The sequence below is a fragment of the Elusimicrobium minutum Pei191 genome (genome assembly GCF_000020145.1).
Lineage (GTDB): Bacteria > Elusimicrobiota > Elusimicrobia > Elusimicrobiales > Elusimicrobiaceae > Elusimicrobium > Elusimicrobium minutum.
In genome coordinates this window covers 889677-904401 of the sequence record NC_010644.1, presented here as the reverse complement: position 1 = coordinate 904401, position 14725 = coordinate 889677, and the positions used below count along the sequence as shown (strand labels likewise).

Sequence of the window (14725 nt, the reverse complement as noted above, 5' to 3'; positions counted from 1 at the left end):
GATAACCTTAATTTTCTGACGTGAAATCAAGTTTGTTTTTTGCTATATCTGATAATTTAGCTTAGATGTCCGGTAAATTATTTGTCAAAATTTGCAACTGCTTTTACTTTTAAAAAACAAACAGCTTTTTTACGGAGTTTTAAAAAATGACCCCTTTTTTGCTTTTTTGCAAAAAAAACAAAAAAGAGACTTGTTCTTGCGGGGCTTTAAAATCAGGTGTGTTTTTTTTGTTTTTTAAAATCCCTGCTAATTTTGCTTTTTTGTTAAAATCAAAAATTACGAGTTAAAAACTATTGCGGAAAGGGGTAATTTATTTATAAAATAACAAAGTAATTAAAATTAATGAAAGGAGCTTGTAATGAAAAAAATAATAGCTGTGCTGTTTGTCGGAATGTTAATTTCAACATCCGCTTTCGCAAACGAGTTTGGTTTTGGATTTAAGCTTGGCGCTACCCAGAAAAAAACTAACATTGATAAATTTAAAGATTCTATTCAACCGTATATGAGAAGTACTGATTTAACGGAAAATAATTTTGTTTACGGTTTAGAAGGTTTTTATGAATATTCTTTAAATAATGACGCTTCAATCGGTGTAAAATTAGGTTTTGAAGGAATAAGCAAAGATGAACTTGAGGGCGTTTCTCTCTCCAATCTTAAGTATGATGTAGAAATAACATCATCTGTTCTTCCTTTAACAGTTTATTATAAATATAATTTAAATGAGAAGTTTAACGTTTGGGGCGGCGCCGGTGTTTCTATGGTGTTTGCTAAATTAAAAGACGGCATGGAGTCCTATAAAGAAAACAAAGTTTTCCCTCATATTAACGCCGGAGTTGAGTGGAGAATTTCACAAATGATGGGCTTAGGTTTTGACGCCAGATATTCTTTTTCTTCAAAAATAGACAAATGGGACGGAACCACATTCTACGCGACCGCTTCCGAAAAGGTTATGCTTGATTTAGACGGTATTAACGCAGGTTTAACATTAAGATTCTATTTTTAAATAAATTCCAAATAAATTTACCCCAGGCTTACGGCCTGGGGTTTTTTCTTATAAAACCGCGCTTTATGCCATGAACCATGGCAATCAAATCTTTTTTTTGGTAAATTTATGCGGTAACATCGCATTCCTTGGCGTTAAGTATGCCGAGCAGTTGCTTAAAACTTGTTTTTACCGAGGAAGACGCTGTGCCTGCCGCAGGGTATACCGCATCATAAACGCTAAGGCTTTTGTCTATATATAAAGGTACATTATCCAGGCCGAAAGGACATACCCCCCCTATAGCAAAGCCTGTTACGTCAATAGTTTCTTGCGGTTTGGTAAACTCCGCTTTAGATTTTGTTATTTCCTTTACCTTGGAAGAAGATATTTTTTTATCCCCTGCGCACAAAATTAAAAAAAATTGACCTTCTTTATTTTTTAAAAGAAGGCTTTTGGCTATTTGGCCCACTTCAACGCCCAATTTTTCTGCCGCCATAACGGATGTTGCCGTGGAGCCTTCCTCATGTTCAATGGCTAAAAGGCAGTGTTTGTCTAAAAAATCCTTAACTTTAGCTGGTATCATGAGCTTAAAAGTTCCTTTTAAATACATCAACCACATCGTGGAGTGAGTTAAAAACAGCGGTCGCTTTTTTTTCTATTTCAGGTGAAGGCATTTTTATATCCGGTATCATAAACACCCGCATTTGGGCTGCGTTTGCGGCCAAAACCCCGTTTTCGGAGTCTTCCAAAACAAGGGTTTGTGAGGCAGGCACGCCAAAATCTTTTGCCGTTTTAAGAAACAAATCCGGCGAAGGTTTTGTTTTTTTAACGTCTTGAGCGGTGTTTATAACAGAAAATCTATTAATTAAATTACTGTTTTTTAAAGCGTGCAAAACAAATTCTTTGTCATTTGAGGAGGCAATGCCTTTATTTATGTTAAGGCTGTCAAGCAAGTCTAAAAGTTCGCTGACTCCCGGCCTGTGATCTACCCCTTTTTCAATTACGTAGTCGTAGGCTCTTTTAAACATAAGACCCTCATGCCTTTCCGCCGGGAAATCCTGCCCAAGTTTGCTTTTTAAATAAGCCCTTCCATTTGCGCTGCCCACGCCTACACAGGGCAAATAAAGTTCTTTATCGGCTTTATACCCCAGCTCGTCCATGGTTTTGCAAAATAAATCCATATAAAGCTTTTCAGTTTCAAGCAAAAGTCCGTCCATATCAAAAATTACAAGTTTTATATCTTTTATGTTCATAATCAAGTCCTTAAAGTAATTTTGCCATTTTTTGACGGCTAATGCCATTATTTTGTAAATTATTTGTATATGACACCTTTATTAATTGCCGCATTCATAATTTTTCCTACTTTAGGTTTTTGCGCTTATTCTTATTATAAAATGCAAAAACTTGAAAAAGCTTTAAACACCGCCTGGAATACTTTAGATATACACCTGCGCGCGCGAAACGATGTTATAAAAAAAATGGCTTCCATAGCGTCGTATGGTATGCAGGATAACAAATCCTTTTTATCTTTAGCAAACAATCTGAAAGAAGAAATTGATTTTTCTGCTGACCCTGTAAAAAGAACTTTAGAAGAGAAGGTTCTTGCCGAAAATTTTTCTTCTTTTTTAAGACAGCTTTATTTAATAAAAAAAATTGAAGAAAATGAGGATTTCCAATCCTGTAAAACACAACTTGAAAAAGTGGAAAGAAAAATTAAATACGCTTCGGGCGGTTATCATCACGCCGTAAGGGATATGAACACCGTAACGGGTGCGTTTCCCGTTAATATAGTGGCTAAAATGCTTGATTTTAACAAGAAAGAATATTTTGATTTTACTTTTACAAAAATATAAAAGGTATTTAAAAATGAAAAAAATATACGCTTTGCTTATATTATTGTCAGCTTTACCCGGGCTCAACGCCGCCGTTTTAACTGATTATAAGGCAGATATTACGCTAGCCGATTCCCCGGCTGTACTTGTTAAAGAAAAACTGGTTTTCGATATAGGCGAAGATGAAACACCCGATACTTTTTTTAAGGATTTTAACACAATACATAATTCCGCCCTGTGGGTAAAAAAAGATAAGGATTTTAAAATTTTATCCGTTGAAAAAGACGGCCAACCCGTAGCCTATACAGAGCAAAACACCCCAAACAGTAAAAGGATTTTTATTGACTCTTCAGACCTTAAAAAAGGCAGCCATGAATATACCGTATATTACAAAACCTCTTTAATAAAATTTTATAGCGATTCCGACGAGCTTTATATAGATACAACCGGTTCTTTTAATAAATACAATCCTTCAAATATTTCCGTTACCGTTAATCTACCCAAGGGCGTGATTCCCGTTTATTTAAAAACACTATACGGTGTTGACGGTAAATTAGCCGAATTTAACGGCGGCAGGGAGTATTCCGAAGGTAAGCTGAATTTCAATTTTGAAAATAAAGACAATAAAGACGCCTCCGTTATTATTTCTTTAGGTTTACCCAAAGGAACGGTTTCCGCACCCGCCGTCAGTGAGTTCCATGATTTTATGGCGGATAATAAAAAAATTGTTTTGCCCCTTTTAATAATTTTTACGCTGCTTATTTACTATATTATTGTATGGATAGTTTTAAGAAACAGGAAACCGCAGGAAGATAAAACAGTTTCAACGCCGCCTTCTGATTTAAGCGTTGCGGCCGTACGCTACTTATATAAAAAAAACCCCGGCCAGATTAAAGACAGATATAAAATGCTTACGTCTTCTATTTTAAACATGGCTGTTAACGGCATTTTAAAAATTGTGTTAAGCGGTAAAAACATATATTTGGAAAAAACAGGTAAAGAAAATAAGAGTATTTCTGAAGATGAAAAAGCTTTACTTTCCGTTTTATTTGAAGGAGGCGCCAAAAAATTTACACCCGCTGATAAAACATCCAAAGAAATACAATCTATAATAAGCGCCCACAAAAAAAACGCCAAAGAGCATGTTAAATCCAAATATATAAGAAGCGATAAAGCGCTTGATATAACCGGCTATGTTTTGGGTTTGTTAGGTTTTATTTTCTTATTATTTAGTTCTGGGGGCGGTATTTTGTATTTAGGCAGTATGTTTATTTTTATAATAATTACCGTTATTACTTTTAGAAGGTTTTTCCCCCCGTTTACGGACGCCGGGATTGAAAAAATATCTGAAATAGAAGGTTTTAGGAAGTTTTTAAGCGGCTCTGATAATAACGGGCAAGCAAAGCTTGATAACGATGTTTTTGCCAAATATCTGCCCTACGCCGTGGCCTTAGGAGTTGAACATAAATGGGTAAGTAAATACGCCGCTTACGTGGAAAGCGTTTATTCGGAAACACAGTTTAACTGGTGCGAAATAGATTTTGGCAGCGAGCTTTTTGAAGAGCACCACACAAGCAAATCCGGGCAGCTTGCCTTTATTGCCGGCAGCGGGTTGGTTGAGGAGTTTAGCAAAACAAAAAATATATCCTACACAGAGGATTTGTAAGCTGACGGCGCAATTTAATTTTAAAAATATTTCTATTGTATTTATTTTGCCTTAAATATAAGTCATTCTTAATACAGGAAATATAAAATCACTAACAGGAGATAAGAATGATAAAACAAGGCTCAAAAGTGAAGTTTGATTATACTTTAAAGGTTGACGGCGAAGTAAGGGATACTTCCGAAGGGAGAGCGCCTTTGGAATACGTTCACGGCGCGGGACATATAATTAAAGGGCTTGAAAAAGAACTTGAAGGCATGAAAGCGGGCGAATCAAAAGTAGTCACCGTTGCCGCCGCTGAAGGTTACGGCGAAGTAAACCCTGAAGCTAAAAAAACCGTTCCAGCAGAGGCTATTACGAACGCTAAAGAAATTAAAGTGGGCGATGTTGTCGGCGCGCAATCGGGCGGGCACAGCTTTCAAGCGGTGGTTACAAAAGTTTCCGATAAAGAAATTGAGCTTGATTTTAACCATCCTTTAGCGGGTAAAGAATTGCTTTTTGATGTTAAAATAGTTGAAGTAAACTAGCTTATTTTACTAAAAAACCTCCCCCGGCAAAAACCGGGGGAGGTTTTTTTGTGTATTTAGATATAACAGCCGTTTCATAATTTTCAGGCAGCGCTGTTATAAAACATAATAATTAAAAACAAAAAGATATCGGTTTATAAAGCAGTGTAAAAAGGATAATCTGTACTTAATTACTTTTGCTGTTGCTTTTATTTTTAGACACACCTTCTTAGCGGGAGCAATGAAACTACCCGGTTTAACGCCCAGGAGTTTCTTTTGTTTCAAAGCTTTGCTTTGCGGTTTCACTCAACAACAAACAGCAACACCTCCGCGGCAGTAAGGCGGAGGTGTTGCGAAATAAGAGGTTATCCATCCCCCGGCTTACGCAGGAGGTGTTTATCCTATCATAAAAAAAAGGGCCTTCAACTTGAAGGCCCTTTTTTTAGTGTTAAATTAATTACATATAATTGTTTGGCTTTCATTGCCTACTTGAATTGTTGAAGCGGCTGCAATATTATCTTTCATGCTGGTAAGGCAGGCCGTAGAGGAAGGATCTATACAGCAGTAATCATTTGCCTTACAATTTGCAGTTCCTGCCGATTGCTCAACTAAAATCATATGCTTCCCGCCGCTTATATCCTGTATTTCAACCCAGCGTAAAGTTCCGCTCGCGCTTGCTGAAGGGAACGCCGCATACCCGCCGCCCTGTGTTTGCACTGAAATATTGCTGGCGGAATCTTGCCCTTTTACTTTACAGGTAAGAACGTTTTGGGCGTTAAAAGTAGCCGCTTTTGTATTTGCGTCGTTAGCCAGTTTTGCTATTTTCGCGTTACCTTTAACATCAACTTCTGAGGTGCCCGTAATATCTAATTTCGGGGTAATAAGTTCAGCGCTGGGCAAACTTGCCGCCTGGCCTACAGTTAACCCTTTGCCTACCACTATTGTGCCCGCGCCGCCGTCAGTTCCTTTTACGGTTAAACTGCCTTTAGCTTCTAAAAAATTAATATTTGCTTTTTCTTTAAGCTCAAGGTTTTTGCTTATATTAAGCACGTCATAATTACCGGTTGGCGAAGGGTGGAACGCAACGCTGTCAATGGTTTCCGCAAAACAGAAAGCTGTTAATAATAAAACAAACGGTATTGGTATAAATTTTTTCATAATTATCTCCTTATTGCGCTACTAAAGCCCTATATGTGCCTGAAGCCTGGTTCAAGGGCGCGGCCGGAATAGTTTGGTATGCCAGTGTTGCCGCGGCTTTTGATACTGATGTGTCATTATAGGCTTTACCGTCAGATGCGGCAGCTTTTACCGCCGGTTTTTCAAGAGCCACATTATTAATTGTAACAGCGTTAAATTTGATTTCTTTAGCCGCAATACCATCAGCACCGTCGACAACCAAAGTTCCGCCTACATTCGCGGTTTTAAAACTGGCTTCACTGGTCGTATCAAGCGTGGCTACCTGCATTGAATTACCGACAAAAACATTTTCAACGTTTATTTCTTTGGTTTCAACTTCCATCTCGGTATTTTTGCCTAATTCCATTTGGTAAAACTGTGAATCTTTTTTTACATCTAAATTCACAAAGGCCGCAGCGGGTTTAGGTAAGATAGTAACCATAGTAATGGTTTCCGCCTGAGAAGATGCGGCAAAAAACACTAAACATAAGACAAAACATAATGAAACTATAATATTTTTCATATTCCCTCCCCTTTTTATTAAAGGGTAAATAGTTGTTATACTCTTAATATAATAATCATATAATAGATAAAAGTCAAGCCCTTAAAAATATTTGAAGGCAGTACCCTGTTATATCAGTTCTAATATAAAATAATATATTGACATGACTATTTTATTGCATATAATAAAGATATCTGTACAATTGTAGTTTAATGGAGAATGCACTATGAAAAGACCTTTAAGGCTGTTTTTTGTGCTTGTTTTTTTGTTGATATTTTCAAGCATATGCTGTAAAGCTGACATTTATGTTTCAAAAGTTATTCCCGAAATAGGCTTTGACATACTTACCATTAACGGAAAAGAAGTAGTAAGAGTCAAGCTCCCCTATTCTGTTAAGGCAAAAATTGATACGGATGAACCCGCCCAAGTAAAATTTCAAATATATACTCCGAAATCTGATTTTATAAATTCCATTTCCGGAACCAAAAGTCTTAAATCTTTTTCCTCGTCGAAAACTACAGTAAAAAACATATTAAGCTCAAAATCTTTTGCAGATTATAATATGTTAAAGGCCATTACAGAAGGCCCTAAAACAAAAGCGGGGACTACGAGAGGCAGTGATGAGGAAGATGTTGAGCAAAATATGTATAAAATATGGGAATCAAATATTTTTACTCTTACCCCGGGGGAACATGAAATTCAAGAAGAATGGGACGGATATGGCACGGTAAACGGTAAAAAATATCCCATGGGCGGCATGATTTTAACTTTGGTAAGAGACGTTAAAACAGATTTAATAGTAGGCAGCCATTCTTCTGTAGGCGAACATTTTATGCCTTATTACTCCGATTTTGAAGTTGTAAATGAAGATAATTACCTCAAAGTAAAAGAAACTAAAATGACTAACGGCGACGCTCAGCACGGTTATATTATTGTTAAAAATTACGGCTGCGGGGCTGACGTAACTTCAACAGAAGCCTACAACGCAGGCGTTGAAGCTATAGCCAGGGAGTATAACGGTTTTTGCGCGAACAATGTTATAGGATATGGTTTCGTGCAAGATGATAATGATAAAACCAAATATAAAAATTTCCCGGCTGATACTTTAAATACCATGACGGCTACTATAAGAGATTTAAACGGTAAACCTGTTAAAACCAACGGAGAGGAATATTATCTTTATTTCTATTCTGTGCCTGTAAAAAAAGAACCCACGCTTCCTTTCGGAAAGTATTCGGGTGTTATATTTATGATGCAAACAAAAATGCCGGTTATTACCGAAGACCCCGATGACGGCGGCGGTGACGAACCTCCCCCTCCGCAACCAGGCGTTGTAACGGCGGATAACCTTGCGGTAACACTTACATCTTCACAGGTTTCATTAGGCGGCGGAATCAGCGTGGTAAAGGAATTTACCCCTGTAAAATACGCCTATAATGTTAACGTGGCAAACCAACCCGCCAAACTTAACGTAGAGGTTCATGTGGAAAAGACAGCTTTTGTTAACGGTTTGCTTGCAGGGGCAAAGTCCGCCAAAGCAAATTCTAAAGATTTAAATTCAGCTGTGCTTCTTAATACAAGAGGACAAGAAATAAAAGTTAGAAGTACAAAGAGCGCGCCGGTAATTGATACTGATACCGTTAAAGTTTGGGAAGGCGGAGTTTTTGAACAGCCTGTGGGTGAAGGTAACCTTGCCGGAACCTGGGATGGTATGGGCACTGTGGGCTCAAGCAAACTTTTTGTTGACGGGGATTTTATACTTCTTGTAAGGGACGCTCAAACCGGGCAGGTGTTAAAATCTGTTCAAAAAAATATTACAAGATTCTCGCTTTTATATTCCGACACTAAGTTTGAGGAAGAAAAAAGAAACGGCTCCGCCGGTGTTGACAGCATGGCTGTTTTAAAAGACGCAAGAGCGGTAACCATGGACGGTGAAAACACAGGATATATTTTATTAAAAGACTACAAATGCGCCATGAACTATACATCTGAGGCTTTTAACAAAGGAATGCAGGGTATGCTTAATTATATTAACTCAGAATGCCCTTCAGGCACTATTGTGACCTCATTTTCTTCTTTAAAAGAATTAACGGCTGACAAAATAAGCCAAGATGATATTGTTCTATATAATGAGAAAGGTAAATTGTTGGTTACAAACAGCGAGCAATATTATCTTTTAACGCTTAACAGAAATAAAAACCAAAATCTTACTTTAAATACAGGAAAAAGAGAAGGTTTTGTAACCATCGCAAAATTTGTAATGCCGGTTGCTACCGGTGAATATGAACCGTCTACAGGTGTTGAGGATGAGGATAAACCGGACGCTCCTAAAGTTACTTTTTTAGGAGCCATAAGAAACCAAGATCTTAACGTCAGACTTGAAAATTGCGGCAACGGAAAATGCGATATTTACAATTTGAGCGGCCTTAAAATAGGTTCTGTAAGCCTTACTGAAGGAGAAAACCGTATTGACATAGGCAAGCTTAGAGAAAGAGGTAACGGAGTTTATATAATAAACGGCACCGCTAAAGACAAAACCGGTAAAAACGTTAAAATAAACGGTAAAGTATTTTAATTAGCCTTAAAAACAACAAAAAAATTCCCGGAAAGGCAAAACTTTCCGGGAATTTTTTTATGAGAATACGGCTTCCCCCTTCTAAGCCGGGGTATAGATAGTCCGGACACTCTTATAGACTTGACGGGGCAATACGGCTTCCCCTTCTAAGCCGGGGTATAGATAGTATCTTGATTTCACGATGCCTCCGCCTTGCCGCTTCGGAGGCGTTACTGTTTGTTGTTGAGGGAAACCGCAGCTTTGAAACAAAAGAAATCCCGGGCGCTAGTATGGGAAGTTTTATAAATCCGGCGCCGCCGCTGCCTAAATTGAATATTGCCGCCTAGGGTAATTTTTGTATCGCTCTCTTGTAGTTTGCGCTGTTTGCTATGGTATAAATACAAAAAAATAAACTCCCGGGGTTTAAAACCCGGGAGTTTGATTAATAACGCATAATTTTGGAAGAAAGGTTGTTATTTTTTCCCCTTCCCTCCCAAAAACGTCATTATTTTCCAGCCGTCGCCTATAAGATAATCGCTCAAGCTTTCTATGGGAGTTTTTTCTTTACAGGCACCCTGGCTTATTTCCCCGTCTTTCTTTAAGACGTTTTTCTTCTTTTTTCTACCAGACATAAGCCTTGCCCCGCTGTTTATTGTTATTAGTCTTAACAATAGAACTACAACAAATATATTGTAATAAATTTACACTAAAATTGCATAGTTTGTTTATACTACTGTAAAATTAGTGTAAAAAATACTTTTCCAATGCGCGCATATATGCATATAATACTTCTTGAAAGAAATGTATTAATTTAATAGCATAATACTGAAGCTAAAAAATTATCACGTAAGAGGGGTTTTATGGCAAAGGGCTTATTTTCTTTTTTCTCACATGAAATGTTACCTGAAACAAAGGCTGTTTTTGACAACGCTAAATCGTTGTTTGAAAACTTTTACGCGCCCACGCTTATTATTGACGATAGAGGCTCAATACTATACGCCAACCAAAAAGCCCTTGACCTGCTTAGCTATACGGCTGAGGAAATTGACAATACTCAAATTACAAAGCTCTCGATAAAAAAAGAAACCATTACCCAACAGCCTGTTTTTTACCAAAAAATAACCGCAAAAGACGGCAAAAAAATATATTCTAAAATAGCCGTGACGATTTTTGAGAAAGAAAAACTTTGTATTTTAAATATAGAAGAACTTTCCCCCGGTTCCCAAATAACAAAAGATAATATTTTTCAGATGACGGACTCCTCCCCCTACGCCATGATTATAAGGGATAAAGACGGCATTGTTCTTTTTTGGAATAAAAAAGCCGAGGAACTTACGGATGTCCCCGCCAAAGATATCATAGGCCAAAATCTCGGCGTGTTTGTAAAAGATAAAAAAGCTTTAAAAGAAATAGAAAAACGGGATAAAGAGGTTATTTCGTCTAAAAAACAGCAATATATACAAAATCTCCATATAGAATTTGGCGATAAAAAAAGAATTTATAATATTTTTAAGAACTACATGGAATCGTCTTACGGAGATGTTTTTCTTTTTGATATTTTTGAGGATATTACCGTATCCGTTGCAGAAAATGTCAAGAACCAACAGGTTCTTGCCTTCCTTCAGGCTTTAATAGACAATGTTCCTTTAAGTCTTTACGCAAGGGATAAACACGGCAGATATTTATTAAGAAACAAAAAATCCGTTGAAATGTTTCATGGTGGAGACACGGCGGATTTTTCTGAAAATATAGCTATGCTTTATGATGAAGAAGTTGCCGAAGACGCCTGGAAAAACGCCAATAACCCCAAACATGAAAGCGAGGAAAGGGTTAAAGGTTATTTAAGCAGGGAAAATACAGTATTAAAAACGGGAAAAATTTTAGACATACCTGTTGAAGAGTATAAACAGCCGGACGGTTCAACAGCGCTTATTCACCTTACAAAAGTTCCCGTGCGCGATAAAGACGGCAAAATGATTTCCGTTTTAAGCGTTGCGCAAGATATAACGGCCGATGTTAAAAAAGAACGTGATATATTAGAAACCAAAAAACTTTTAGAAGCGGTTTTTATGCACTCGCCCATTCCGATGTACGTACGTGATATAGACGGCAAAATAATACTTTCCAACAAAACTAGCGAAGAACTTTTGGGCCGGGATACCGTCCGCGCCGAATATGTTAAAGACGACGCTATGGACCACTACTATATATCCCGTGAACAGGAAATGTTAAAAGCCGGCAAAATAGTTGACATGCCCGAAGAAACATTTATTACTAAAACGGGCGATGAATTTATTTTGCATCTTATTAAAGCGCCTATTTTTGACGAAACGGGCAAACCTTTTTGGATGCTTACTATAGCCGAAGACATTACGGCCAAAAGAAAGAGCGAAAAAGAAATAATAACGCTTAATGAGTTTTTACAGACCGTGGTTGATAACTTGCCCGTTTCTCTTATAGCTAAAAAATATAACGGCGAATATATTTTATGGAATAAAAAGAGCGAGGAACTTTTCGGTTACAAAGCTTCCGAAGTCGTGGGTAAAGATTTTTATCAGACAGGCGTCAGCCAGGATTTAAAAGACTACATTAAGGAACAGGACGCCAGAGTATTTGGATCCGGACGGGAAATGGACATTCCCCAGGAACTTATTTCAACCGTTAAAGAGGGCGTTAAAATAATGCATACGGTAAAAACGCCTATATTTAAAAAAGATGGAACGCCCGACTATCTTATTTCCGTTTCGGAAGACATTACAGTTAAAAGCAAAATGGAAAAGCAGCTCAGGGAATCAAGGGAAAAGTATTCCTTGCTGGTTGAAAATTCAGGCGAAGGCGTTATAATCGTTGAAAGGGACAAAATTATTTTCGCCAACACCACTTTTGCAAAGCTGATGGGCTACGACTCTGTGGAAGAACTTGCCGATGTTAATATAAACAATTTGGTAAGCCCGCAGCACATAAAAGAATTTGAGGAAGTGTATAACTCCGTATCAAGCAATGTGGACGTTATTTCCCCCCATGACATTACCCTTCTTAAAAAAGATGAAGATGAAGTTCAGCTTGAGGTAAAAGCGGTAACTTCTAAATACATGGGTAAGAAAATAATACTGATGTTTTTTAAAGACGTTACAATAGTTAACCGCGCCATACATGATTTGAGGCGCGACAGAGAACTGTTTAGAAACAGTTTTGAAAATTATCCTTCAGAGCTGGCCATTGTTTCACATAACGGGTATGTATCGCAGCTTAATTCCGCAGCCAGAAGAATGTTCGGCGTCAGGCTTGAGGATAGGAATGTTTACCGCCAATTCTACATAAAGCCTTTCTTAAACCTTGCGGCGCGTAAAAAAATGAAACGTCTTGAAACTGCGGAAACGGAATTTATTTTTGACCCTTCAAAATTTGACGGAAATTTAATAAAACTTTCCAACGGTAATAAAAAGAACCTTAGCCTTAAACTTGTACCGATAAACAAAAAAGAGATAAAGAAAAACACTTTGTCTTCGGAGTATCTTGTTGTTATAAACGAGATAATTCCAATAAAGGCTGATTTGGATATACAAGATGTTATGCTTCTTAATATACCCGCCGTCAAATGTAAAACAGACGGTAAAATAGAGGCTGTCAACTCCGCGTTTTTCACGCTTGGGCTTGCTAAAGAGCTTTGCCAAAAAGGCGCTCTTATAAACAATATGTTTATAAAGTCCGACCGCCGCGTGGTTTACCGCGACATGGAAGAGCTTTTTAAACAAGGTTATATTTATTCAAGGTTTTACCATTTACAGACGCCGGTTCCTATGGAGGTTGAATTTAACGCCGCCGTAACAGAGGACCGCGGGTTTATAGTAACGCTTAAAAACAACACCGCGCATAAACAAATGCTTGAGCTTCTTGCTGAAAGGCAGGAAACTACGGACGCTGTTCTTTCCGTCACAAACGGCGCTGTGATAATAAGTAAGATGAGAGGCTCGTTCCCGGGTAAAATAGTACGCGCCAATAAAGAAGCGCAGGAGTTGTTCGGTTACAATTTGGCTGAGTTTTTTGAAATGTATCTTGATAATTTGATGGTTTCGCGCAATAATAGCAAAACTGACTTTGCCAAACACATTATTGAGCAGCATATAGAAAAAATTGGAAAAGAAGGAAAAGCTATTTTTACCGCTAATGTTTATAATAAAGAAAATAAAGAATTCTTGGCTGAAATAATGTTAAGCTTGTTTAATATAAACTCCGAGCTTATGCTTCTTGCGGTAATAAGGGACGTTAATTCTATAGTCAAACTTGCCGGCGGCGCTAAACTGCAAAATAATAATGAAATGGAAAGCATAAAAAAACTTTTACCCGGAGTTATGTTAAAAGTTGACGCGGAAGGCATTGTTGAGGAAGGCTATGCCGGCGGAAATTCCCGAGGCGGTATTTATAATATAGCGCGTTACCAGTATAAATCTCCTTACAGCTATTTACCTAAAGACGTGGCTGACCATATAATTTACTCAATTAAAGAGGCTGTAAGCGTAAACACGCCGCTCACATTTTCTTTCTCAATAAAAGAGTCCGACGGTATCAAATCTTATGAAGCGGCAGTTTCCCCCATAGCGTCAGAACAAAAAGCCTTTTTACTCGTAAGGGAAATTACTAATAAAACGGAATTTGAACGCAGAATCCAGGAACTTTATAGTGTAACGTCTACCCATCCGGAACGGTTTACAAATAAAGTGGACGAAATTTTAAATCTCGGTAAAGAAATTTTTAAGGCGGACGCCGGGTTTATAATGCGTTATTCGGGTAAAAATGACGGCAGTTTTACCATAGTATACGCTTCGGAAAATGATATTAACATTAATAACGGAATGGTTTTTCCCGAGGAAAAGTGCTTTTCTAATATTAAAATGGGCGATACCATAGTGTCTGACGAGGTTAACCTTACCGACTGCAGTTCAAACTCGTTTTGTAAAAATAAGGAAATTAAAGTTCTTATCGCGGGGCCTTTATATCTGTCGGGCGAGGTCACGGGCGCGCTTTGCTTTGTAAGCCAAAAGAAGAAAATAAAAATTAAAGAAGGGGACAGTGATTTTATAGGTTTAATGTCACGCCTTTTGAGTTTTGGTATAGAGCTTAGGGAAGCCGATAAAATTGTTTTAGAAAGCAAAAGCAGGCTTGAGAAAACATTAAAATATCTTTCGCTGCCCGCCGCCGTAATAGATAAAAACGGTAAAGTGGAATTTGTTAACGGCAAATTTCAAATGGTATATAATCCTAAAACGGAAGAAAACTTAATCGGCAAGGATTTTTTTGAGGAGTTTACAGTTTCCCCCCCGTCGGCCAGAAAGAAATTTTATTCTATTAATGAGGTGGACGAAGCCTTTTCCTGGGAGCAGTCTTTTGTAACGGGTACAGGTAAAAGAATTGAATGCGTTTGGAAAGTAAACGGGATTAAAGACAAGAACGGCAAATTAAGCGCTTACTCGCTTATAGCCGATTTTAAATAAATTAAAAGCCCCGCCTGA

The 14725-nt window shown here is 37.7% G+C and carries 11 protein-coding genes; 6 read left to right on the top strand and 5 right to left on the bottom strand.

What is annotated here, in order from left to right; genetic code table 11:
* Positions 1 to 358 precede the first annotated feature (358 nt).
* Entirely contained in the window at positions 359 to 1003 is a 645-nt protein-coding gene (locus EMIN_RS04225) for an outer membrane beta-barrel protein (RefSeq protein WP_012414992.1), read from the top strand.
* Between the two features lie 106 nt (positions 1004 to 1109).
* Here EMIN_RS04225 and EMIN_RS04220 read toward each other — a convergent pair whose 3' ends face one another.
* Entirely contained in the window at positions 1110 to 1565 is a 456-nt protein-coding gene (locus EMIN_RS04220) for a YbaK/EbsC family protein (RefSeq protein ID WP_012414991.1), read from the bottom strand.
* Between the two features lie 4 nt (positions 1566 to 1569).
* Positions 1570 to 2235: an HAD family hydrolase gene (locus EMIN_RS04215; protein WP_012414990.1), complete on the bottom strand. Its 666-nt coding sequence runs from the start codon at positions 2233 to 2235 to the stop codon at positions 1570 to 1572.
* 69 nt (positions 2236 to 2304) lie between these two features.
* On the opposite strand from EMIN_RS04215, the gene EMIN_RS04210 reads away from it, so the two are divergent.
* The 3 genes from EMIN_RS04210 (at position 2305) to EMIN_RS04200 (ending at position 5004) form a co-directional block, all read left to right on the top strand.
* A complete protein-coding gene (locus EMIN_RS04210) occupies positions 2305 to 2835 on the top strand; it encodes a LemA family protein (protein ID WP_012414989.1) in 531 nt (176 codons plus the stop codon).
* A 13-nt stretch (positions 2836 to 2848) separates the two neighbouring features.
* The gene (locus tag EMIN_RS04205) at positions 2849 to 4480 is read left to right on the top strand and encodes a DUF2207 family protein (protein WP_012414988.1); all 1632 of its coding nucleotides are present in this window, start codon (positions 2849 to 2851) and stop codon (positions 4478 to 4480) included.
* A gap of 107 nt (positions 4481 to 4587) precedes the next feature.
* Positions 4588 to 5004 carry an FKBP-type peptidyl-prolyl cis-trans isomerase gene (locus EMIN_RS04200; RefSeq protein ID WP_012414987.1) on the top strand — a complete coding sequence of 139 codons (417 nt, stop codon included), beginning with the start codon at positions 4588 to 4590 and terminating at the stop codon, positions 5002 to 5004.
* A gap of 432 nt (positions 5005 to 5436) precedes the next feature.
* Here the strand turns inward: EMIN_RS04200 and EMIN_RS04195 are convergent, their stop codons facing one another.
* A complete protein-coding gene (locus EMIN_RS04195; protein WP_012414986.1) occupies positions 5437 to 6141 on the bottom strand; it encodes a hypothetical protein in 705 nt (234 codons plus the stop codon).
* A 10-nt stretch (positions 6142 to 6151) separates the two neighbouring features.
* Positions 6152 to 6682 (bottom strand): hypothetical protein, encoded by a 531-nt coding sequence (locus EMIN_RS04190; protein WP_012414985.1) that lies wholly within the window; start codon positions 6680 to 6682, stop codon positions 6152 to 6154.
* Positions 6683 to 6887: 205 nt separating this feature from the next.
* Here EMIN_RS04190 and EMIN_RS04185 point away from each other — a divergent pair, with 205 nt between their 5' ends.
* Positions 6888 to 9236 (top strand): hypothetical protein, encoded by a 2349-nt coding sequence (locus EMIN_RS04185; RefSeq protein ID WP_012414984.1) that lies wholly within the window; start codon positions 6888 to 6890, stop codon positions 9234 to 9236.
* Positions 9237 to 9688: 452 nt separating this feature from the next.
* Here EMIN_RS04185 and EMIN_RS08900 read toward each other — a convergent pair whose 3' ends face one another.
* Positions 9689 to 9847, bottom strand: coding sequence for a hypothetical protein (locus EMIN_RS08900; RefSeq protein ID WP_012414983.1), 159 nt, complete (start codon positions 9845 to 9847; stop codon positions 9689 to 9691).
* Positions 9848 to 10075: 228 nt separating this feature from the next.
* On the opposite strand from EMIN_RS08900, the gene EMIN_RS04180 reads away from it, so the two are divergent.
* Positions 10076 to 14707 (top strand): PAS domain-containing protein, encoded by a 4632-nt coding sequence (locus tag EMIN_RS04180; RefSeq protein WP_012414982.1) that lies wholly within the window; start codon positions 10076 to 10078, stop codon positions 14705 to 14707.
* Positions 14708 to 14725 lie beyond the last annotated feature (18 nt).